This window comes from Lactiplantibacillus daoliensis (assembly GCF_005405005.1).
GTDB lineage: Bacteria > Bacillota > Bacilli > Lactobacillales > Lactobacillaceae > Lactiplantibacillus > Lactiplantibacillus daoliensis.
This window is the reverse complement of record NZ_BJDH01000005.1, coordinates 223,833-245,883: the sequence shown is the minus strand read 5'-3', so window position 1 is coordinate 245,883 and position 22,051 is coordinate 223,833. Positions and strand designations below refer to the sequence as shown.

The following is a 22,051-nucleotide window of genomic DNA, read 5'->3' as shown; positions in this document are numbered from 1 at the left end:
GTACAATTAGATAGCGTGATGAACACGGCCATGTAATTTCGGTCTAAACATCCCTGAACAATGATTGAGCCTTCAAATAATCACGGCGCCTTGAAAATAGCCCAATGACACTCAACATCAGTAGTGTGACTGGCAGCGCAACCTGATAAGGCTTGATGAATGCCCATGTGAGTTGTTTTTTAGTCTCAGACTTAATTGACTGAACAACCGGTTCAAGTTGTTGGTTGGTGTCAGCGACTTGCGCACGTACCGTTCGACTCACTTTTTCATGCAACTGGCTTTTCACAGTATTCGGCGCTTGTATCAGGTGTCGCTGTTTGAGTACCGCCTGATAATTATTCTCAATCAGCCGCTGCTCCTTGGCTGCGGTAATCGGTGGTTGCTCCGTCGTCACTGGTGTCTTTTCGGTAGCCAATTGGGTCTTAACTTGCAGCAGCGTATCGCGCTTGGCGGCGGTTGAGACTGATAGCACGGCCACATCACGTTGCGCTGTTTGCCAGATTTGTTTTTTAGCTGTAACTAGGTTTGCTGACAATGCAGAAACAAAAATTGCCACCGCCAGTGACGTGCCAATTTGGCGAAAGACTCCAATCACACTTTGTGAAGCTGTGAGAAGCTCCCCCGTAAAATCAGCAGCCGCTAACACCGTAATTGGACCAATGATGATGCCATAACCACCACCAATTAAAAGCGTAGCTATCATGACTTCCCAGTACCGGTTCGGATCCATGGAACTTAACTGCCAGTACCCACCAATCATTGCTAAAACACCCAAACCAATCACGAAACGTGGCCCAACCTTCGCTAATAAAAAACCACTGATAGGTGAACAACAGAAAATCATGACTGATGCGGGCGTGATCATCAACGCCGCCATTAACTCGGACTGATTTTGAATTTTAGTAAAAAAGCTAGGCATCAGCACTAGTAGCGCGACCAAAAATACCCCCGAAACAACCGTCATAATTGCCGCGCCATTGAATTGACGGTCTTTAAATAAGGCTAACGGTATCATTGGTTGTGCAACCGTCCGTTCAACGATGATAAATCCCAGCAAGGCTAGACCGCTCCCTAGAGACAGCCCAATAATTCTTGGACTTGTCCAGCCCCAGTCACTGCCTTTAACTAGCGCCAAGGTTAAACTCGCTAACGACAGCATGGCTAGACCGCTCCCAAAAATATCGAGCTTAGCATTGGCTGTGATAGGCTGATGCCAAGCTAATAAACGCCAACAGCCAATCAATGCCAGAATCACTAATGGGACATTAATCAAGAAAATCCCTCGCCAACCGAAAACCTGTGTCACCGCACCACCAATGGTTGGCCCCAACGCCGAAGCCAGGCCTTGCGTCACCCCAAGAATCGCAATCGCACTAGTCCGCCGAGCAATCGGCACTGCTTGAATGCCAATCGTCATGCTTGCTGGAAAAACAATCGCAGCCCCGATACTCTGAACACTACGACCAATAATGAGCCAAATCACACTGCTCGCAAATCCCGAACTAAATGAACCTAATAAGAAGAGTCCTAATCCTATAACATAAATTTTTGTTCGACCAAATAAATCGGCAATGCGACCAAGTGGAATCGTCAAGCTTGCAAATAAAATTGTATAACTATTCAACGCCCACGATAAGTGCGTCAAATCGGTTTTTAATCCAGTTTGTATCGCTGGTAACGCAATGTTCATGACGGTCGTATCAAGCATGCATAAAAAAATTCCTATTCCCATTGTTAGAATGATTTTTGTTGATTTTGCCATTTACCAAGACCTCCTTAATTAATACACGAAGTATAAGGGGGCATCACCTGGCCGTAAATAATTAGATTACAAAAGGAGCCTTTTTGTTAACTATGAGCCCACAAGAACGCAAACAACACCATCTAGCTGCCATCTATCGGGCGCTATTAAACTTAATGTCACGCAAACCACTTAGTTTAATTTCAATCACAGAGCTATGTCAGCAGGCCCAGGTCTCAAGAACCTACTTTTATCAAAATTTTGGTAACTTTGATAAAATCATTGTCGCCTTTCAGGAGCAATATATGTTGCGATACTTGCGCGGTCTTCCGAATACTTCGAAAGTCACTCTCGAACAATTAATGACCCATTACTTTGAGATTATTCAGCAAGACGCCACTAATAATCGCCTGCTCATACAAAATGGCAAAAGTTTGATTCTGGCAACCACTTTTCAAACGGTCTTCGCGACCTTGATTCATCAAAATCGTATCGCCACTCATAGTCAAATTCTGACCGCACCTTATTATTTAGAATTTTTCTCCGGCGCCGTGGTGAATCTAGCAATCTCCTGGCTACAGCGGGGCTTCCCCGAACCGCCAAGTTATTTAGCCCAACAAGTCACTCGCTTTGTTTAAAAAATGGCACACAGGCCGAAGTCTGTGTGCCATTTAAAGCAAATTCGTGGCGTGGCATCCTGAATTGCGCGCTACAATTAGCTGCTGTCTCATCATAGTTGTAGAAATTGTGGCATACAATAACCATTAAAATCAGTAATCTAGCTTAATCTTTTTCAAAGCTAAATCGTTGTTTCAATTTTGTTTCACTGGTTTGCAATAATTGTTCTGGATTAATTTCAAACTGACCACTGAGGATCAACACCTGGTCTAAAACGTCGGCCAATTCTTCTTCTAAATTCGCAGTCAAGGCTCGCTTAGCTGGAACTTGTTCTCCAGGATGATCTCGTCCAAGTTCAAGTGCCCGGATTGCTCGCGAAAGTTCACCTACTTCTTCGGTCAAAAAGTTCAATCGGATCAACGGTGAATATTGATCCCAATGCCGGCGGTGATAAAAGGCAACCAACCATGCCTGATGCGTGCTTAAATCCACAATAACGTCCCCCAAAAGTTTTTAATTACTGTAGGTAAAAGTATAGCACATTAAACGTAGGCAACTGTCTCAAAATTAACACATTTCATCGAAACGCTAAACTTTCATCCGACCAGCAATTTCAACATCATTTGTTCTAATCCGTTAATAAAGTCGCAAAGGAACCGTTCCAGATACTTTCATGATGTTGACGAATTTGTCCTGCAGTTAAGCCATTGGCATCATACGTCGTACTGTGCCCAGCCAAGGTTACCATTTTAAACCCCCGTGAATGTCCCACTCGAATCGCGGTGTCCACACAATACTCGGTCTGTAAACCGCAAACTTCCACCGTCTTAGCATCCAAGTGCTGTAAAACTTCGGTCAAACCGGTCTCATAAAAAGAATCCGAATGATATTTCAAAATGACACGATCCGACGGTTGCCGTTGTAACCCTGTTGCCAACTGCCAATCCCAACTGCCATAAGCTAGTTCGTCATCCGTGTGTTGCATAAAAATCACCGGTTGCTGTGCTTGGTGATAGGCAATCAGACGGTTGTTAATTCGTCTCAGAACTTCGGCAAAAGCCACCGTATCGCTTAGACCATTCTGCATATCAATCACCAATAATACTTCACTTAGTGTCATTAAAAAAATACCTCCTACCGTGTAATTGGGTGTAACAAGCAGTCCAAGAATTCAGTCGATTTTTATAATTGTATTATACAACAGATAGTTAAAACGCTTACATTAACTCAATTTGTGCCAATAACCTAGCAGCAAAATCACTCAATTCCTCATCGGTGTATCGAGCCAGTTTCACGCTTGACGCCTCACAATACGCCTCTAAAGCCGCTTCGATCAACGGATAAAATTGGCTTGGCAAATGTCGCAACCCCCATTGACCACCCTCAGCCTTTGATAAGATCAATCGATCACGTCGATAAGCAAGTACCTGGCAGAGATTTAAAATGGTGTACATCGGTTGTTTAACGATCTCCTGAGGGGCATTCGCCACATCAGCACAGATGCTCTGCCAATAATCTGCCGCAGGAACCGGTCCAAATACCACTGCAATTGGTGGCCCCGTTGCAATTGGTAGCCCCGTCAAGACTTGACCGGCTTTGGTTAAAATCATCAAATGTGCAGCGAGATCAGGATCTGTGCCGGTCATCGCCTTAATGTACCCCTGTGGATCTTGCAAATATTCTGAATAATGCATTTTTGAAAAATGAAAGTCAAACGGTAACGGTTAGCTAAACTGTTGGCAATCAGCCAATAATAAGACATGGAATTCCAACCCTTTCGCGGGTGCCAACGGCCACAAATCAGTAAGTGTCTTGGTCATTAGGGCTAGTTTCTCCGTCGGGCTCAGCGGCTGTATGACGACCACAATATAATCCAAATCACTCACTTGTTCGTTGTATGATCCTAACACATAGGAGCCATGGAGATAGATGCCAACCAAATTATCCGCCAAAATTCCGGTCAATTCGCTTTTTAACTTTTCAAGTAATACACTAGTTTTTTTAGGCACTTAGCTCATTCTTTCCAGCAAACCGCAGCTGGCGTTGCGAGAAGTTTTCACTACAAAAATACTACAAAGATTATGGCATACTTACGTAATGGTTAACAATGGACTCTAGGAGAAAAATTCGCACACCAAGTTCAATTACGACCGTCACATAAGCATTTCAGTTGTCATTTGTCATAATTTCTGGCACAGTTAACTTATAAAATAATAAAGCGAGATTATAATTATGGTTGAAATTTTGCAGCGAAAAATACAAGACGTGCCTATTCTAGAAGTTGTCAATGACGAGCTTAGGAACCAAGCTACTCCGCTGGTTGTTTTTTATCATGGCTGGCGTTCAGAAAAAGAACTGGTCCTAACCCAAGCGCGCAAGCTTGCGCAAAAAAAGGTTCGCGTGATTCTGCCGGATGCGATGAATCATGGGCTACGGCAACAACCAGTTAGTTCGTTACCTTCATTTACATTTTGGAACAGTATTCAGGGAAACTTGGCTGAATTTGACTTAATTCTGGATTTTTATCAACAACGACAACTGATTTTAAACCACCAAATCGGCGTTGGCGGCTATTCGATGGGTGGCATGACAACCGGAGCATTACTGACTCAGCATCCCGAAATTAAGGCGGCCACGATCATTATGGGGACACCTAATCTGAATGCGTATGCAAAACTAGTTCGAGAATCTGCAGCCAAATGGCACCGGTATTTACCGGCAGATATGGCAAACTTAACCAGCTGGATTGATCACTATGATTTAAACCTGCAACCACAGACGATTGCCCACCGACCGGTCTTATTCTGGCATGGCACTGAAGATGAACGAATTCCATATGCACAGTCACGCGATTTCTTTGACCGTATTCACGGCGAACCTTATGCGGATCAAGTCGCATTTATTACCGGTTACCAAGCTAAACACTTAGTTAAAGTGCCACTAATGATAAAAATCGCTAACTTTTTCGACTACTATCTGACGGACTAGCCCAGCATAAAAAAAGCTGTCACACGCCATCAAGCCTAAACTTGATTTCTGTGTGACAGCTTTTTTGAGTTATTGATTAATTAAGCTTCAGTCCGTGCCGGGCGAATGCGTTTGCCCCAATACTGGAAGTAATCCGTCCGTAACGCCCCGTTATAGAGCTTACGACGTTTGGTGGCTTTCTTACCGAAATAATCTTCAAACTCAAGATCACTGGTCAAAATGTACTTACTCCAACTAGGTAACTTGGCATAAACTTGACCCATCTGACGATACAAAATTCGAACCGTATCGCGATCACTCAACCGCTCCCCATAAGGTGGGTTGGCAATGATCACACCGTTGACCTTGTCCGTCGTAAAGTCTTTAACGGCAAGCTGTTTAAAGTTAATGTCATGTAAGACGCCGGCTTCTTGAGCATTCAAGCGCGCAATATCAATCATCTTACCATCAATATCATAACCGCTAATATCGAGTTCAATATCATTGTTGATCTTTGACTTAGCATCATCACGTAATTCTTGACTTAAACCAGCTGGCACCCAATCCCATTTTTCACAGGCAAAGGCGCGCTTGATCCCGGGAGCAATGTTACGCGCTAATAACGCGGCTTCAATTGGAATCGTCCCAGAACCACACACTGGATCAACAAATGGATTATCGGAATACCATTTAGCTAACATGACCAAAGCAGCCGCCATATTTTCCTTCAACGGTGCGCCACCTTTTTCAAGCCGGTAACCTCGTTTGAACAAACTACTCCCAGTCGTATCTAATGTCAACATGACCTTATCCTTGTTGATTGCGACTTCTAATGGGAACAAGGCCCCAGTTTCGGGTAAATGCCCATTACGATGATAAGTTGCGGCTAACTGGTTAACAATCGCTTTTTTGACGATTGACTGGACATCCGGCACACTATGCAACTTCGAATTGCGAGATTTTCCTTCTACCGGAAATTCTGCGTCCATCGGTAACAATTGATCCCAAGGTAAAGCCAAGGTCTTTTCAAACAGTTCATCGAAAGTATAGGCGTTGAATTCACCGACAATAATTTTAATTCGATCAGCGGTTCGTAACCAAATATTGGCGCGTAAAATATCTTCAATTGTGCCATTAAAACGGACCCGACCGTTTTCAACTTGCGTTTGGTAGCCTAAATCACGTAATTCGCGACCCACTAACGCTTCCATCCCACTGGCACATGTTGCGATTAATCTAAATTCTTGCATAGGTTCCTCCTGAATTGTTGTTCTTAATTAAAGTTTATCGTATTTTTTACTGGCCGGCAGTCGTTTTTCTTTTGACTGGTTGTCCTGGCTGCTTCCGAAACGTGCTCAGCCCAGCTGGGGACTCCGCTTGCTACGCTAAATGCCAACTGCGAACACCGCAGTTAACCTTTAGCTAGGCAATGCTCGAACCCAACCCGCTGGCCTTCACACTCTAGTTTAGCATATTTCCTGGTTCGGAAACTTTCCGTATAAAAAAACTAGGGCAAAAGCAAGCTTTTGTCCTAGTCTCCTGTCTAAATGTAAATTCCTGTAGGCCATGTTTTGTACCTAACTAAAGTACAGGTGTCTGTTAGTTAGGCGGCAATCATCTATCTCGAGATCACAAGGATCTCCCCCCACATTTAGTTCATTTACTTATGTGAAGCGCCCCTACCGTAGTTTGGGTTGCCCGCTCGAGGGGTTTACCGCGTTCCAACTTAGTCGTTTCCAACTTAGTATCGTCACTGTGGCACTTTTCAGGAATACTCGGGCATAGCTTGCACCTTAGCCGTTTTTTCCGCCGTAACCGATAAAATCGGTTCCCCAGCTTATTTTTTCACCGAGCACGAACACTACAAGCATCGCAGCTTGTGCGGGCATGGACCTTCCTCAGCCGACATAAGCCGACCGCGATTACCCAGAATTTACATTGAATCACTTTTATAGACGATGTGATTCGTTTTGATTATTATCTAATTGGGCACCAAAGACGTGGCGTTCCAAGTTAGATAACCGTTTCAGAATATCCATGTTCGTCACCGTACTAGTTGGTTGTGAAGATGGACTGGTTGCACCAACAGCGACTTGCTTCGTGAGTTCGTCGACTTTGGCCCGCAACCGTTCGTTTTCATCTGAAAGTTGTTGGTTATCTTTAGTAAATGACTCATAGTCCTTAATGACATTGTCCAAGAAACCATCCACATCAGCAGGATCATAACCCCGCATCTTTGGTTTGAATTCTTTTTGCAGGATGTCTTTGGGAGTAAAATTACGTTTAGCCATATTTAAAAACACCTCATTGTTATTCGCGCGACACCAAGATGGCATCCGCATTACTTAAAACATTGTAGCAGACTTTATTCAAAATTAAAACCATTATTCTGTTTTTCTGCATACTCATTGGCACTTTCTTGTAACCAATCAAAATCAATGACGGTCAATGGGTACGGATGTTCCTCATTAAACGACCGGATAATGTCGTAATCATACGACGGTTTTCCGAGGTTATCTGGATCATACACCAAAGCGGCCCCATCCGTATGCGTTAGCATGAATTCTTGATAATTTTTTAATTGTTGTGGATTTTCATAAGTTTGTTTACTAACTGCCGCGTGAAAGTCAACTTGTGCTAATAACGTTTGCAATTTAGCCTGATTGTTTTCATTCCAACGGCCGCCAAATTCAGCATATGGGAGCATCATGGCAACTTTTAATTCGGGATAAGTCTTTTTTAAGTCCAAGCCAACCTCAGCGCACCACTGTTCCACCCCAAGCTGACCGCCCGTAATTAGCCAGTCCATCCCGTCTTCAATTTGTTCAGTCAAATAACGGGTTAGTGCATATTTAATCACTTTTAATTTGTCATCTTGGTCACTAAAAACACTTAACTCATAACTTCGATAACCACTCATCCATAATCGACTCACAAAAATTTCTCCTTTTTCCCATCTATTAGGTCTTCAAACCGTCACAGTTATTTCACATTACGCTAGTTAATGGTAGAATATGAAATTATTAGGAGGTTGATAATGTGACGATTCGTTATCCAAACGGCAAAGCATATCGCCAACCCTCTCATTCTAAATCAAAGTCCACTAAGTTTGCCAACGTTAACTTCGGTGATCGGGGAATGAGCTTAGAAGCAGAGCTCAATAGCAGCAATACCTATTATTTGGAAAATGATATCGCAGTTATTCATAAAAAGCCAATCCCGATTCAAATTGTTAAGGTTGATTATCCAAACCGTAGTGCCGCAGTCATTCGTGAAGCCTATTTTCAACAAGCTTCAACAACCGACTACAACGGGGTTTATCGTGGGAGATATTTAGATTTTGAGGCCAAGGAAACTAAGAGTAAAACTGCCTTTCCCCTCAAAAACTTTCATGAGCATCAGATTGAACACATGCGTAAGTGTCTGGCTCAAGATGGCATTTGTTTTGTGATCATTCGTTTTGCGGTCTTAAATCGCTTATTTTTATTGACGGCGACCGACCTCTTCCACTATTGGGATCACCAAGCTGACGGTGGCCGAAAATCAATTCCACTCACGGATATTGAAAAATTAGCCACCGAGCTACACTATCACATCAATCCCCTCATTCCATACTTGGATGCAATTGATCCACTGATTGAGGGATAATTATCACCTAGTTAAAGGAGAACATCATGGCAGGTAACAATGATCAACATTCACGGGTCGCACGTAATCGAACCCAACCGAAACCACCGAAAAAACATTGGTTTCGCCGTATCATTCTAACCATCATTGCATTAATCGTTATCGGCGGCTTAGCTGGCGTTGGGTTGTTTTTTTACTACGCTCAAAGCTCGCCAAAAATTACTGAGAGTAATTTAAAGAGTGAAAATGCCACTCGAATTTACGATGCAAATGACAAATTAGTCGCCAATTTGGGGGCTAGCAATCGGGACTATGTTAGTTCAAACCATATTCCCACTGCGCTTAAAAGTGCGGTCGTTTCAATTGAAGACCGTCGCTTCTATCAACACAAAGGGGTCGATTATTACCGGATCCTAGGTGCGGCCTTAGGCAACTTAAAAGGCAGTTCGCTGGGAATGCAAGGTGGGAGTACCTTAACCATGCAACTCGTCAAGCTTTCCGTCTTCTCAACCAAAGACTCAGATCGAAACTTGAAGGTCAAAGCACAGGAAGCTTGGCTCGCCTTAAATGTCGAAAAACATTTTAGTAAATCACAAATCCTAGAATACTATATCAACAAAGTTTACATGGGTAATGGGATTTACGGCATGGGTACCGCGTCACACTACTACTATGGTAAGTCACTCGACAAATTGAGTCTCAGTCAAGTGGCTCTGCTAGCCGGTATGCCACAATCGCCAACCTACTATGATCCAATCCAATATCCAAAGTACGCGACTAGCCGCCGAAACTTGGTCTTACAAGCGATGTATGATAACAAAGTCATTACAAAGCAACAAGAAACTGATGCGATTAACGAAGATGTTAAAACGGATCTAGCATCGACCTCTGAACGGACCAGCATTATCGCCCAACAGAAACATACGGTGATTGATGCTTATTTGAAAGAAGTCATCACAGATTTGAAATCTAAGGGTTATGACCCCTACAAAGATGGCTTGAAAGTTTACACCAATTTGAATTCGAACGCTCAACAACGTTTGTATGACATCGCCAATACTGACAAGTACGTTTCCTATCCGAACGACACTGCCGAGAATCGCTTTCAATTAGGCGTTTCCGTTGTCGATTCGTACACGGGTAAAGTTTCTGCCATGGTTGGCGCGCGTAAAAATGACAACGTCACCTTTGGGACCAACCACGCGGTTCAACAAGATCGCTCAAATGCTTCCACAATGAAACCAATCTTAGATTACGGTCCAGCAATTGAGTACAAGAGTTGGCCAACTTATAAGACCGTCGCCGATACAAAGTATAAATATCCTGGTTCGAATACAGAAGTTCATGACTTTGATAACAATACGCTTGGCAACATGACTATGCGTCAAGCACTGGTCCAATCGCGGAATATTCCGGCGGTTAAAACCTTACAACAAGTCGGTCGGGCAAAAGCAGCCGCCTTTGCCAACGACCTCGGAATGGGCTTCACCGGCACAATTCCTTATGCATATGCAATTGGTGCCAACGTTTCTTCATTGCAAGTAGCTGGCGCTTATGCCGCGTTTGCGAATGGTGGGACATACCACAAGCCGTACTATATTAACAAGATAGTCACTCAGGATAACCGGACCACTAACTATAGCAGTAATGGCAAACGGGTCATGAAGAAATCAACTGCTTATATGGTTACCGACATGTTAAAAGACGTCATTAACAGTTCGACTGGGACCGCTCAGACCGCCAAAATCAGTGGTGTCTATCAAGCTGGTAAAACTGGGACAGATAATTATCCCAAGGATGCCAACAAACCAGCGAATGCAGAAATTGATTCCTGGATGGCTGGTTATACTAAGAATTACTCAGTCGCAGTTTGGACTGGTTATGACAAGCCTGGTGAAGCCGATGGGTATATCGACTCCTCGACTTCTAAGATTTCGCAAGTTATTTACCGTGAAATGATGACTTATCTGCAAGAACATTCACCAAATTCTGATTGGACTAAACCAAGTTCAGTTGGGACTGTTAAGAAAAACGGGATCGAAGAGTTGTATGTTGTCGGTCACATCTTCTCAGCATCAGAAGCAAACTCTGGGACTTCAGCCGCTTCTAGTTCATCATCTAGTGATTCCGCTAGTTCTTCAAGTTCATCATCTAGTGACTCGTCGAGTTCATCGTCAGACTCATCCAGTTCTGACTCATCTTCGTCGAGTTCTAGTTCGGAATCATCTTCAAGTAGCTCAGAATCTAGCAGTTCGAGTGAATCTTCAGCCCCAGCCGCTTCTAGTTCAACTGAGCAGCCCGCTGACAACAATCAAAATCAGTAGTCTTAGGCTAACAAAAATCGCTCAAATCGCAGTTATTTGCGATTTGAGCGATTTTTAATTTTCACAGCTAAAGATTGAAAGTATCAGTAACCGTCACATCTAAAGTAGGCTTGTCTAAATTCAGCGGGCCGTCAGTCAAAATCGGTGTGCCGTGGGCGACGGTCCCAGTCAAAGTACGACCTGACGCCTCAATTCCAAGCCGACAGAACACGTCTTTGAATTGCGCCGCTAAGCGTCAATAACTTCAAAGCCACTAATTAATTGGAGGTTGTTGCTGATAGCATCGGACGTGCAGGTGGCGTTTGACCGGCGCTTTTTGCCGGCCTTACACCACGTACAGTTCGGGAGATTTGCGTTTTTTGCAAAGCTTCCGGGCGAGGTTCAAGGCGTTCCTAAGGCTTGAGCCGGTCCCTCGTCCGCATGTTATCAGCAACAACCGGAAACGGCAGTATTCAACTAGTTTTCATCACCTAATGGTTGACAATAGTAGCGCAGCCAGGCAATTTTTACCTGTAGCCTTTAGTTTTAAAGCTAAATACCATCCAATCAATCTATTTAGACTGATCTTCACCAAGTTTAAATAATGGAATCTTAGGCCCGGCATTCGCGCCAGTTTGCCGTTGGGGTTTAGGAGCCGAATTCAGACGATTTTCAATTCCGCGCTGTTTATCCGCCTCGACTTGCGCCGCCGTGGTTAAATTGCGTTTATGCCAGTTCAGCAGAATACGATCCATATACGTCAGATTGTAGACCTGACGTAAGACTGCTTCACGTAACGCTAAGGCAATGATTTCTGGGGCATAATGATCTTCGTCAAACCATTTGCTGATACTTTCCATTTCCATCGGTGATAATGCCCGCCCAAATTCAGTCTCAATTGATTTAAATACCTTTTGCCGCGAGTTTTCCTGATCAGCAACTGCAGGCTCAACTTCTTTGTGCGCGGACTTTTTTATTGCTAACGCTAATTTTTCATAGAGCCCATCAAAATTATAGCGATCATGAATTTTTTGATCGGCAGCGGTTACTGATTCAATCGTCAGTAACTTTTTTGCTAACATTTCATGCAGGTGTTGAAAGACAGTATTGCTCGTCTCACCTAGACTCTGTGCGACCTGATTGGCATCTGGAAAGACTTCGCCCTGATCCATGAGTCGTTTAAATTGTAAATAAACGAGTAGTTCTGCGTTAGTCAGTCCAACTTCTCGATAATGTTGTAACAAAACGTTCGCAATGGTCGTTTGACCACCATTGATTAATGCTGCTGTTAATTGGTCCATGTGATCCTCCAATGCTAAACCAAGGGAGTGCACCGCTTGGGCGCACTCCCTTTCTAGTCACTCATATTTTACAATTTTGGTGCTGGTTGCTGCGCCATTTTGTGTTCAATAAACTGCTGAAGCCGTTGATAAGCTTTCCGCAATGAAACCATATCCGTGGCATAACTAATCCGAATGTGGCCTGGTAACCCGAATGCTTCACCGGGAACTAATCCCACGTGAGCTTCATTCAAGACTGCAGTGACGAACGCTGGTGCATCCGCGTAGCCAGTTAACCGTAACGTTTCAGTCACGTCTGGGAAGAGATAGAACGCCCCAGCTGGTTTGCCACCAGGCAATTTAAAACCAGGTAAGTTGGCAATCAACGGATATAGTTCGTTCAAACGTTGTTCAAAGCCTTGTCGCATGGTTTCAACAGAACTTTGGTCACCACTAAAGGCTTCAATCGCCGCATACTGTGAGACCGCCGCAGGGTTACTGGCCGCATGACCTAGTACAACTCCCATCTCAGCCATAATTTCCTTAGGACCAGCCGCATAACCAATTCGCCAACCAGTCATTGAATAGGCCTTCGAAACCCCATTAATCAGAACGACATGTGACATGTTATCATCGCCAAGTTCCAAAACTGACGTGAAATGATTACCGTTGTACAACAGCTTCTCGTAAATTTCATCCGCCACAATCAAAATATCATGTTGGACTGCCCAATTAACGATCGCGGTCAATTCTGCGCGGCTAAATACCAAGCCTGAAGGATTCTGTGGTGAATTTAAGACCAGCGCTTTCGTCTTTGGTGTTCGTTGTGCTTCCAAATCAGCCACGGTAAAACGTAACTGACGGTCAGTCCCGACTTCAACCGGCACACCACTCGCCAATTTAACTTGTTCAGAGTAGCTTACCCAATAAGGTACCGGTAAGAGCACCTCATCTTCTGGATTTAAAATGACTTGGAATAAGGTAAATAACGCCATTTTGGCCCCATCGGTAACCACAATTTGACTAGGATCAAAATGATAACCATGATCCACTTCAATTCGTTGGCTAATGGCCTTTTTTAATGCTGGTAAGCCGGTTGCTGGTGTATAAAAACTAGATTTCCCGTTATTAATGCTCTCAATCGCCGCTTGTTTGATGTTTTCGGGGGTTTGAAAATCTGGTTCACCGATGCCTAGATTAATCACATCAACGCCATCAGCAATCATTTGTTTGGCCTGCGCGCTAATCTTTAACGTCGCGGATGGCTGAATCTGCATAACTTTACGCGATAATTCCATGTACAACCGAGCTCCTTTTTATAGCTTAAATATTAATAATTGATTTTAACTGGCTGCCGTTCGAGTATTGTAAAACTTCATAACAGAGCGCTTTTTTCTGATTTAAATAAGTGATTTCCCAAACAACCTCGCCATCATATTTGCCTAACGTGGCTTTGATAACTTTCCGAGGATTCCGTTTGGCCCAGACCGTCTTCAAGGCCTTCGTCCGCGTGATCCCAGCGGATTGTTTGACTACCGTCGTTTGATGCGATTTGTTCGTATTGATTAAAGCATAGACGGGAACATTTTTGCTTGAGGTTCCAGTTACCACGTAGTAACTCTCGGTCCCGTTATACTGAGAAAAAGCTGTGGTTGTCTTCAACTTGGCTTTGCTCGTGGCGAGACTATAAGCATTCTTCTGTGCGGTATGCATTGGTCGCTGCGCAACCCATAAGGTTCCATAGGCTGCAACAATGACCGCTAAAATAACGATTAAAATAATCATAATCAAGCGTTCTGGTCGCCGTCTGCGTTGCACTCTCATATTTTTTTACCGATCCTTTCAAAAAAACAATAGCCCCATTATAGCAAATTCCATTCAGTCCGGAACGCTTTCATTCAGACTTTTGGAAAAACTTTTGTAATTCCGTCGCAATTTCTGCCACGGAACCATTCACTGGTGGCATCGACTTAGGCAAGGCCTTCAAAATTGTCTGACCGTAACGTTTCGTGACAAGCCGATCATCCAAAATAACCGCCGCGCCCGTATCCTGATCCGTTCGAATTAGTCGGCCAAGTCCCTGACGTAGTTTTAAGGCCGCCTTTGGCAAAGCTTCATTATAAAACGGATTGAGCTTGGCCTGCCGCAACTGTTGATAGCGCGCTTTCGTCGTCGTTTGGTCCGGAGAGTCAAATGGCAACTGAGTCACGATCAAAAGTTCCAATTGTTCCTGTGGTAAGTCAATCCCTTCCCAGAAACTGGCCGCCCCCAGCAAAATGGCTTGATTGCCCTGGACAAATCGCCGTAGCAACTTCTCTCGACTCCCATTTACACCTTGCGCGAGCAATTCACGGTCAGCACTGAGGCCCGTTTGGTGCAAGCTATAAAAGACAGCCTCAATCAGGTTTAAGGAATTAAACAAGATCAACGTCTGTTTAGGTGCTGCCGTGACGATGTCGTGAATGGCACGGGTCAAATAAGCCACTCGTTGCTTGCCACTCGGCTCTTCGGCAGCAGTTGCATCCGTCGCAATCAGCAAACGAGACTGCTTGGCCAGATCAAATGGTGTTGATAAGCGATGATGCACCGTCATCTGTGGATCCAAATCCAATTGACTGTAAACATACTGAGACTTTCCAGTGGCAAACAGCGTAGCCCCGGTGAATAATGGGGCTGCAAAGTAAGGATACAATTGTGACGCAAAGTACCCCTTCGTCTCAATCAAGCTACCGGATAGTGTCAAACTACCACGATCGTGCCACTGATTGAGACTGAGCCAGAACACCCGTTGTTCCCGAGTAGCTGGAATCAACCAGGTCTGGAGTAAGTCGTAGGCTTGACGCAACTGTTGCATTCGATTGAAAAAGTCATCCAACACATGTTGTTCTGGTGGTAAGACTTCGGCCTGATCATGTTGATATTGCTCATTCAATTGTTTAAATTGTAAAAAGCAATTTTCAATGGCAGTCTGCAATTGGCGCACCAGGCCGTTATTTTCAGCAAAAAAGCTCGTGATCTCTTCCGTGGTAATCGCAATTTCAATAGGTTGACTGCCGCCCTTTTGGTGTGGCACAAAGGTCCGCGCCAGAGCTGCTTGCAGCTGCTGAAAATGTAAATCAGTATCATTTAATGAATTATCTAATAATTTTAAGCGATAATCGGCTTGCGGTTGTTCCGCAAAAAGTGCCCGCAAGTTCAAACCGTGATCTTGATCGATTCGGCTGGTCAAACTGTGGCACGCCGCCATGTAATGATTAAAGTCAAAACGTTGCCGTGACTCATGTAAGACACCATCAGCTAAATGCTGTGCTTCGTCAAGAACAAGCAATGGCTGCTGTTGGCGACTGCCTAATTGGGCCACATGTTGAATCAAGTAGGCGTGATTAGTAATGATAAACGTTGCTTGCGCCGTCAACTGATCGCGAAAGCGCAGAAAGTCATCTTTAAAGAATGGGTCGTCGGCTTTCAATGACGCCACACCATGATGCGCGATTTCACTAAAGTAAGGTGCTTGATAAGTCGTGAGGTGCAACTCATCCAAGTCTCCCGTCGTCGTGGTGGTCAACCAAACTAACACCCGTAATTTTAAGAGCTGGGTTTGCTTGGAATGTTCATGCAAGGCCAACCCGCGCGCAAACCGATCCAAGTCAACGTAATGTTGATTACCTTTAATGACCACGGCCGTTACTGGCTCTGGTAATAAGGTATTCAGTAACTGGACCCCCTGATCCAGCAACTGTGTTTGCAAGACAGTGGTAGCAGTACTGACAATGACTTGGCGATCTTCCTGTGCTAAATAAGCTAACGGTAATAAATAGCCAAGCGTTTTCCCGGTCCCAGTGGGGGCTTCAATCATCAACGGCTCAATTGCAGTTGTGGCTTGCGTATAATGCCTATAAATTTGGTTCATCATCCGGGCCTGTTGTGGCCGATATGTCAGATCTTCCCCAAATAACTGCATCTTTTGGGCTTTGGTCAGTGGATAACGTTGCTTTTGTCGACCAACTGCCTGCTGCGGGATAGACTTCTTCCGCAAAGCTAAACCATTGCGAATCATCAACTCTTTTGGTAACCGTCCTGGCTGTTTCCTACCTTGTTGCAAGGCATAGGCAAACAGTTCCGCCGTTTCACGTGGTAGTTCTGGTGTTAATTGCACCATCTGCTGCAACGTAATCAATGGTAAGTGTGCCAAACGTTTTTGCAGGAAAATGAACAAATGCGCTGTCGCAACCGCGTCACTATCCGCAGCATGCGGATGATCGTGTTCAATGTTCAGAAGACTGCTCAAGTCACGAAGTCGAAAACTTGGCGCCGTTGGTAGTAAAATCTGACTCAACGAGACCGTATCCACCGCTTGAATCGGCAGTTCTGGATAGCCCACACGTTGGAGTTCCGCATTGATGAACGGTAAGTCAAAATTAACATTATGTGCCACAAAAACAGTGCCTTGTAAGAGACTGTAGATCGTCCCTGCTAAGTCATCAAATGGTGGTGCTTTACGAACTCGTGCATTACTAATCCCCGTCAAATTTTCAATGACGGGTGGCACGATCGTCAACGGATTCACATCCGCGGCGAATCGATTAATTATTTTATTGTTTTTAACGAACGCACAGCCAATCTGGATGATACGATCGCCATCCTTAACACTAGTACCGGTGGTTTCAATGTCCACAACGGCGTAGGTCGTGTTTGGTTTCATGGTTATTGCCCCAAATCAGTGATTAAGATTTAAAACAGCAGTTCAAAATAGGACCACTACCGTTTTTTAGATTCGACTTAAATTATAGCATAGCGCTCCCAACAATTACGCACACAAGGCCAATCGAATGGGCCAACAAAATTCGGCGCCTAAATCAACCTAGCAATAACCGTGAGAACCGGTTGTAACCATTGAGGTACCGCCAGAAAAGTCGCCCAATTTCGTTCTCAATGGCAACGAGTCAGTAAATTTCAGCAAATTACCACTAATCTTTTATTATTTTTTAATTTTATCACAGGAAAGCAGGCTTGCCTACCAGCCTCAACTCAAAAATAGCCCCGTTTCTGTTCCTCTGACTCATCACTAAATTCACCCAGTTTGACATAAAGTGACTTGAATCGTGAGTCAGCCACGTAGAAACATGGCAAAAGCCGCAATTATACGGTATTATTATCCTATTATTATTCCATTTAGAAAGGCAGCGACACGATTGAAAAATCTAGCTACCGGCACTAGTCATGCCAAAATTATTCTAATTGGCGAGCACGGCGTGGTTTATGGTCAACCCGCAATTGCGCTCCCAATTTCAACGATCCAAATGCAAGCCGTCATTCATCGCCAAAGCGATGGTGACCAAACCGTCAAAAGCCGTTACTTTAATGGTGATTTCAATACGATGAGCGCTAACTTAGGCGGTATCCAAGCCTTAATCAAGACACTACTCACTCGTTTTGACGCACCAGATCAAGGCTTTGACATTCACATTACCAGTGACATTCCCTCTGAACGTGGGATGGGCTCTTCTGCCGCAGCGGCGGTGGCCGTCACGCGGGCTTTTTATGATTTCTTTGAACAACCATTGCCCCATCAAGTCTTACTTAAGACCGCCAATATCGCAGAAAGTTACACCCATGGTCAGCCCAGTGGCCTAGATGTCGCAACCACTAGTGCCAAGGCGCCTGTCTGGTTCATTAAAGGTCGCGAAAATTATACGATCCCAGTTAAGTTGCCAGGTTACCTCGTTATCGCGGATACCGGTATCAAGAGTCAAACCAAGGTCGCTGTCGCAACCGTCCGTAATTTATTGATGGTTGAAGGTGAAACGATTCAAACACGCATCGATGATCTGGGTCGCCTGACTCGGCAGACCCGAGCTGCGTTAGCCGATGGACAGCTGACCGCGCTGGCAACCGCTTTAAATGGCGCTCAAGATGATTTACGTTCACTCGGTGTCAGTCACCCAGCCTTAGAACAACTACTCGCAGTCGCCCGCCAAAATGGCGCGATTGCGGCGAAGCTGACCGGCAGTGGTCAAGGCGGTTGTATGATTGCCGTTGCGCCAGAAGAAACCATTGCCAACACACTATCGCAAAAGCTTTCGGCTGCAGGAGCGACCGCGACCTGGGTCGAGCCACTCAGCCCTACGGATTAACTTTGGAGGAACCATGTCAAAAACGATTATCGCTAAAGCACATACAAATATTGCCCTCGTTAAATACTGGGGTAAAAAAGACGCACAATTGATGTTGCCACAAAATGGGAGCATCTCGTTAACCTTAGACCATTTCTATACTAAAACGAGTGTCACCTTTGATGCTAGTCTCAATGAAGATCAGGTCGACTTCAATGGTCAACACTTGACGCCCAAGCAGGCTACCCGAATCAGTCACTTTTTAGATCTTGTTCGGACTAAAAGTGGTGAAACTGCGCGTGCCAGTGTCAAAACTAGCAATCATGTGCCAACTTCAGCTGGTCTGGCCTCCTCGGCTTCCGGTTTTGCGGCTTTGGCCGCTGCCGGTAGTCGGGCAGCCGGGCTAGACCTATCTTTGACTGACTTAAGTCGCCTTGCACGCCGCGGGTCTGGTTCGGCGACGCGTTCGATTTTTGGTGGCTTCGTTGAATGGCATGCTGGACATGATGACATTAGTTCTTATGCTGAACCCATCCAAGATCCCGTAGATTGGGACATTCAAATGATTGCGGTCGTACTTCAAGCCAGCAAAAAGCCCATCAGTTCCACAGCTGGTATGCAGCGTGTCGTGGATACGTCACCCTACTACCCGGCTTGGGTCAAAACGGCTAATGCTGATTTAGTCGCGATGCGCACAGCTATTGCCAATCATGATCTAACAAGTGTGGGCCAAATCGCTGAAACGAATGCGATGCGCATGCATGCGCTTAATTTAAGTGCTCAACCAGCCTTCAATTATTTTACCGCGGACACCCTAACCGCAATTAATGCGGTGCAGGACTTGCGTGCCCATGGGATTAACTGTTATTATACTTTGGATGCGGGTCCTAACGTGAAAATTATTTGCGCAAGTGCTGACACTGCTGCCATTACTGGGGCATTGTCCCAACACTTTGCGGCGGATCAATTAATCGTGGCACAGCCCGGACCCGGTATTTCGATTTCTGAAGCTTAACTTTAAATGATTATATCGACTGGTAAGTGGTTTGCCGCTTTACCATGAAAGGACATGATGGCATGATTACGGTGAAAGCACCTGGAAAACTTTACATTGCGGGGGAATACGCAGTCGTTGAGTATGGCTTTCCAGCCATTATCGTGGCGTTGAACCAATTTGTAACGGCGACGATTTCACCAAGCGATACTTACGGTAGTATCGTTTCAAAACAGTATCAAGAAAATTCAATCTTCTGGCGTCGTCAGGGAGATGAGATGGTGTTTGACAATCGAGACAACCCATTTCATTACATCCTTTCCGCCATTAGCTTAACTGAAAATTATGCGCATGAACTCGGCCGCAACTTAGGTGTATACCATCTTGGTATTAACAGTGAACTTGATAGCGCCGACGGCAAAAAGTACGGTCTGGGGTCTTCTGCAGCCGTCACCGTCGCAACGGTCAAGGCACTCTGTCAATTTTACAAACTACCAATGGATAAGCCTAAATTATTCAAACTAGCCGCCATCGCCCACCTGTCCGTGCAAGGTAACGGTTCACTAGGTGACATTGCGGCCAGCGTTTATGGAGGTTGGATCGCTTATCATTCATTTGACCGCGACTGGCTCCAGACACGGCTCCAGACGTCACGACTCACCGATTTACTAGCAATGGATTGGCCAGATTTAAAAATCGACTTGTTAACGCCGCCTCACGATTTACGTTTGATGATCGGTTGGACCGGTTCACCCGCCTCCACTTCACACTTAGTGGACAAAGTTGCGCTAGTCAAGGCGAAACAACGTGGTGAATACCAGACTTTTTTACAAGCAAGTAAAGCTTGTTTAAAACGGATGATTGCTGGCTTTGAAGCTGGTAACTTATCAACCATTCAAACTGAATTGCGACAAAATCGAACCTTATTGCAGACACTTGGCGACTTTAGTCACGTGACGATTGAGACCCCAATTTTGAAAAAAATGATTACCATCGCTGAAAATGCTGGCGCCGCTGCGAAAACTTCCGGTGCTGGCGGTGGCGATTGTGGCATCGTGTTAATCGATCGTAGCGTCAATCCACAACAACTCTTAAAAGACTGGGCCAGTGAAGGCATTGAGCGCTTGAATCTTAGCGTTCATACTGTTGCTGATAACCCCGTTGCGTAATATCAAATAAACGCGTGTGACAGCCTAAGTTGTCGCACGCGTTTTACCAAAATCAAGGCTATTGGAGGTGGCAGCATGCCACAAAATAAACAATCTCATCGGAAAGACGAACACGTTTCACTTGCAGAGAAGTACTTCCATGCGACTGATTCCAGTGACTTTGACCAAGTTCGGATTCGTCATGATGCCTTGCCTGAGACCACAGTCGCTGAAATTTCCACCGCTACCACGATTGGGCCTTGGCACTGGTCATCACCGCTATATATTGAGGCCATGACTGGTGGCTCGAGCCAAACTGGCAAGTTGAATACCCGGCTCGGAAAGATAGCAGCAGCCTGCAAATTGCCCATAGCAACTGGTTCTCAAAGTGTCGCCCTGAAGGATGAAAAACTGGCTGAAACCTTTAGTACTGTGCGGACTCATAATCCCGATGGCCTCGTTTTTGGCAATTTGAGCGCGAGCCATTCGTTAAAGGATGCTCAGGCCGCAATTGACATGCTAGCGGCTGACGCGCTGGAAGTGCATCTGAATGCCGTACAAGAAATCGTCATGCCAGAGGGTGATCGAGATTTTCACTGGCGCGATAATATTCAACAACTAGTTGCAAAATTAGACCGCCCTGTCATTGTTAAGGAAGTTGGTTTTGGGATTTCCAGACCAACCATGCAACAACTATACGCTGCGGGTGTCCGCTATTTGGATCTAGGTGGCCATGGTGGTACCAATTTCGCCGACATTGAAAATCGGCGGCGTCCGCTACAGGAAATGAGTTACCTGAGTTCATTTGGCCTATCCACCGTTGAATCACTGCTTGCCGTTCAAAACCATCCAGCTGACTTAACAATCTTCGCTGCCGGTGGTATTCGCCAACCGTTGGACGTTCTCAAAGCCTTAATGCTAGGTGCAGATGCTGTGGGTGTGGCTGGCGTGATTTTGCACGCCCTCTTACACCACAGTGACGAAGAAGTCATCGCCATGCTAAATAGTTGGCAATACCAATTACGGTTACTAATGGCGTTAGTCGGTGCCAGGAAGATTTCAGATTTGGCTAAAATGACCGATAAATTAATCTACTCACCACAATTAATCGCCTATCAACAAACACTTGTCTAATACAAAAAGTGCTAACTCAATTGATCATTGGGTCGGCACTTTATTTTTTACTAACTACGATTGGCGACAGACACAACAACCTATTTTGAACAAATTGCTGCTAATCTGGGTTCAACTGTAATCTCA

Annotated in this window: 18 protein-coding genes, 1 other RNA gene and 1 pseudogene; 8 read left to right on the top strand and 12 right to left on the bottom strand. The window is 44.9% G+C overall.

What is annotated here, in order from left to right; genetic code table 11:
• Window positions 1-43: 43 nt before the first annotated feature.
• A complete protein-coding gene (locus FFM64_RS08430) occupies window positions 44-1,762 on the bottom strand; it encodes an MFS transporter (RefSeq protein WP_137607559.1) in 1,719 nt (572 codons plus the stop codon).
• A gap of 92 nt (window positions 1,763-1,854) precedes the next feature.
• On the opposite strand from FFM64_RS08430, the gene FFM64_RS08425 reads away from it, so the two are divergent.
• Window positions 1,855-2,379: a TetR/AcrR family transcriptional regulator gene (locus FFM64_RS08425; RefSeq protein ID WP_137607558.1), complete on the top strand. Its 525-nt coding sequence runs from the start codon at window positions 1,855-1,857 to the stop codon at window positions 2,377-2,379.
• A gap of 145 nt (window positions 2,380-2,524) precedes the next feature.
• On the opposite strand, the gene FFM64_RS08420 is transcribed toward FFM64_RS08425, so the two are convergent.
• The 3 genes and pseudogenes from FFM64_RS08420 to FFM64_RS08410 form a co-directional block, all read right to left on the bottom strand.
• A complete protein-coding gene (locus tag FFM64_RS08420; protein WP_137607557.1) occupies window positions 2,525-2,851 on the bottom strand; it encodes a MazG nucleotide pyrophosphohydrolase domain-containing protein in 327 nt (108 codons plus the stop codon).
• Window positions 2,852-2,987: 136 nt separating this feature from the next.
• On the bottom strand, window positions 2,988-3,479 hold the full coding sequence (locus tag FFM64_RS08415; protein ID WP_137607556.1) for an isochorismatase family protein: 492 nt from the start codon (window positions 3,477-3,479) through the stop codon (window positions 2,988-2,990).
• 97 nt (window positions 3,480-3,576) lie between these two features.
• A pseudogene (locus FFM64_RS08410) lies at window positions 3,577-4,368 on the bottom strand (aminoglycoside adenylyltransferase domain-containing protein).
• 223 nt (window positions 4,369-4,591) lie between these two features.
• On the opposite strand from FFM64_RS08410, the gene FFM64_RS08405 reads away from it, so the two are divergent.
• Window positions 4,592-5,347, top strand: coding sequence for an alpha/beta fold hydrolase (locus FFM64_RS08405; protein WP_137607555.1), 756 nt, complete (start codon window positions 4,592-4,594; stop codon window positions 5,345-5,347).
• An 80-nt stretch (window positions 5,348-5,427) separates the two neighbouring features.
• Here the strand turns inward: FFM64_RS08405 and FFM64_RS08400 are convergent, their stop codons facing one another.
• From FFM64_RS08400 to FFM64_RS08385, 4 genes are all read right to left on the bottom strand, one after another.
• Window positions 5,428-6,576: a THUMP domain-containing class I SAM-dependent RNA methyltransferase gene (locus FFM64_RS08400; protein WP_137607554.1), complete on the bottom strand. Its 1,149-nt coding sequence runs from the start codon at window positions 6,574-6,576 to the stop codon at window positions 5,428-5,430.
• A 305-nt stretch (window positions 6,577-6,881) separates the two neighbouring features.
• An RNA gene (gene rnpB, locus FFM64_RS08395) (RNase P RNA component class B) lies at window positions 6,882-7,260 on the bottom strand.
• Between the two features lie 15 nt (window positions 7,261-7,275).
• Window positions 7,276-7,617: a cell division regulator GpsB gene (gpsB, locus tag FFM64_RS08390; RefSeq protein ID WP_003638751.1), complete on the bottom strand. Its 342-nt coding sequence runs from the start codon at window positions 7,615-7,617 to the stop codon at window positions 7,276-7,278.
• A 74-nt stretch (window positions 7,618-7,691) separates the two neighbouring features.
• A complete protein-coding gene (locus FFM64_RS08385; RefSeq protein ID WP_137607553.1) occupies window positions 7,692-8,261 on the bottom strand; it encodes an SLOG family protein in 570 nt (189 codons plus the stop codon).
• 104 nt (window positions 8,262-8,365) lie between these two features.
• On the opposite strand from FFM64_RS08385, the gene recU reads away from it, so the two are divergent.
• Both recU and FFM64_RS08375 read left to right on the top strand, forming a co-directional pair.
• Window positions 8,366-8,974: a Holliday junction resolvase RecU gene (gene recU / locus FFM64_RS08380; protein ID WP_137607552.1), complete on the top strand. Its 609-nt coding sequence runs from the start codon at window positions 8,366-8,368 to the stop codon at window positions 8,972-8,974.
• A gap of 26 nt (window positions 8,975-9,000) precedes the next feature.
• Window positions 9,001-11,277 carry a transglycosylase domain-containing protein gene (locus FFM64_RS08375; protein ID WP_137607551.1) on the top strand — a complete coding sequence of 759 codons (2,277 nt, stop codon included), beginning with the start codon at window positions 9,001-9,003 and terminating at the stop codon, window positions 11,275-11,277.
• Window positions 11,278-11,828: 551 nt separating this feature from the next.
• Here FFM64_RS08375 and FFM64_RS08370 read toward each other — a convergent pair.
• The 4 genes from FFM64_RS08370 to FFM64_RS08355 form a co-directional block, all read right to left on the bottom strand.
• Window positions 11,829-12,557, bottom strand: a complete 729-nt coding sequence (locus FFM64_RS08370) for a DnaD domain-containing protein (protein ID WP_137607550.1) — start codon at window positions 12,555-12,557, stop codon at window positions 11,829-11,831.
• A 68-nt stretch (window positions 12,558-12,625) separates the two neighbouring features.
• Window positions 12,626-13,834, bottom strand: coding sequence for a pyridoxal phosphate-dependent aminotransferase (locus FFM64_RS08365; protein ID WP_171000343.1), 1,209 nt, complete (start codon window positions 13,832-13,834; stop codon window positions 12,626-12,628).
• Between the two features lie 25 nt (window positions 13,835-13,859).
• A complete protein-coding gene (locus tag FFM64_RS08360) occupies window positions 13,860-14,360 on the bottom strand; it encodes a cell wall elongation regulator TseB-like domain-containing protein (RefSeq protein WP_137607548.1) in 501 nt (166 codons plus the stop codon).
• A gap of 70 nt (window positions 14,361-14,430) precedes the next feature.
• The gene (locus FFM64_RS08355) at window positions 14,431-17,238 is read right to left on the bottom strand and encodes a helicase C-terminal domain-containing protein (protein ID WP_137607547.1); all 2,808 of its coding nucleotides are present in this window, start codon (window positions 17,236-17,238) and stop codon (window positions 14,431-14,433) included.
• A 490-nt stretch (window positions 17,239-17,728) separates the two neighbouring features.
• Here FFM64_RS08355 and mvk point away from each other — a divergent pair, with 490 nt between their 5' ends.
• From mvk to fni, 4 genes are all read left to right on the top strand, one after another.
• Complete coding sequence (mvk, locus tag FFM64_RS08350; protein WP_137607592.1) at window positions 17,729-18,670, top strand: mevalonate kinase; 942 nt, start codon at window positions 17,729-17,731, stop codon at window positions 18,668-18,670.
• Between the two features lie 13 nt (window positions 18,671-18,683).
• A complete protein-coding gene (mvaD, locus tag FFM64_RS08345; RefSeq protein WP_137607546.1) occupies window positions 18,684-19,664 on the top strand; it encodes a diphosphomevalonate decarboxylase in 981 nt (326 codons plus the stop codon).
• A gap of 62 nt (window positions 19,665-19,726) precedes the next feature.
• Window positions 19,727-20,812 (top strand): phosphomevalonate kinase, encoded by a 1,086-nt coding sequence (locus FFM64_RS08340; protein WP_137607591.1) that lies wholly within the window; start codon window positions 19,727-19,729, stop codon window positions 20,810-20,812.
• 75 nt (window positions 20,813-20,887) lie between these two features.
• A complete protein-coding gene (fni, locus tag FFM64_RS08335; protein ID WP_137607545.1) occupies window positions 20,888-21,925 on the top strand; it encodes a type 2 isopentenyl-diphosphate Delta-isomerase in 1,038 nt (345 codons plus the stop codon).
• The last annotated feature ends 126 nt before the right edge of the window (window positions 21,926-22,051 follow it).

Excerpts from the sequence above, each read along its gene's own strand:
- fni (WP_137607545.1), top strand. The coding sequence starts at position 20,888 with ATGCCACAAAATAAACAATCTCATCGGAAAGACGAACACGTTTCACTT.
- FFM64_RS08340 (WP_137607591.1), top strand. The coding sequence starts at position 19,727 with ATGATTACGGTGAAAGCACCTGGAAAACTTTACATTGCGGGGGAATAC.
- FFM64_RS08430 (WP_137607559.1), bottom strand. The coding sequence starts at position 1,762 with ATGGCAAAATCAACAAAAATCATTCTAACAATGGGAATAGGAATTTTT.
- FFM64_RS08370 (WP_137607550.1), bottom strand. The coding sequence starts at position 12,557 with ATGGACCAATTAACAGCAGCATTAATCAATGGTGGTCAAACGACCATT.
- FFM64_RS08400 (WP_137607554.1), bottom strand. The coding sequence starts at position 6,576 with ATGCAAGAATTTAGATTAATCGCAACATGTGCCAGTGGGATGGAAGCG.
- FFM64_RS08415 (WP_137607556.1), bottom strand. The coding sequence starts at position 3,479 with ATGACACTAAGTGAAGTATTATTGGTGATTGATATGCAGAATGGTCTA.
- FFM64_RS08355 (WP_137607547.1), bottom strand. The coding sequence starts at position 17,238 with ATGAAACCAAACACGACCTACGCCGTTGTGGACATTGAAACCACCGGT.
- gpsB (WP_003638751.1), bottom strand. The coding sequence starts at position 7,617 with ATGGCTAAACGTAATTTTACTCCCAAAGACATCCTGCAAAAAGAATTC.
- FFM64_RS08375 (WP_137607551.1), top strand. The coding sequence starts at position 9,001 with ATGGCAGGTAACAATGATCAACATTCACGGGTCGCACGTAATCGAACC.
- FFM64_RS08425 (WP_137607558.1), top strand. The coding sequence starts at position 1,855 with ATGAGCCCACAAGAACGCAAACAACACCATCTAGCTGCCATCTATCGG.
- FFM64_RS08365 (WP_171000343.1), bottom strand. The coding sequence starts at position 13,834 with ATGGAATTATCGCGTAAAGTTATGCAGATTCAGCCATCCGCGACGTTA.
- FFM64_RS08405 (WP_137607555.1), top strand. The coding sequence starts at position 4,592 with ATGGTTGAAATTTTGCAGCGAAAAATACAAGACGTGCCTATTCTAGAA.
- mvaD (WP_137607546.1), top strand. The coding sequence starts at position 18,684 with ATGTCAAAAACGATTATCGCTAAAGCACATACAAATATTGCCCTCGTT.
- FFM64_RS08360 (WP_137607548.1), bottom strand. The coding sequence starts at position 14,360 with ATGAGAGTGCAACGCAGACGGCGACCAGAACGCTTGATTATGATTATT.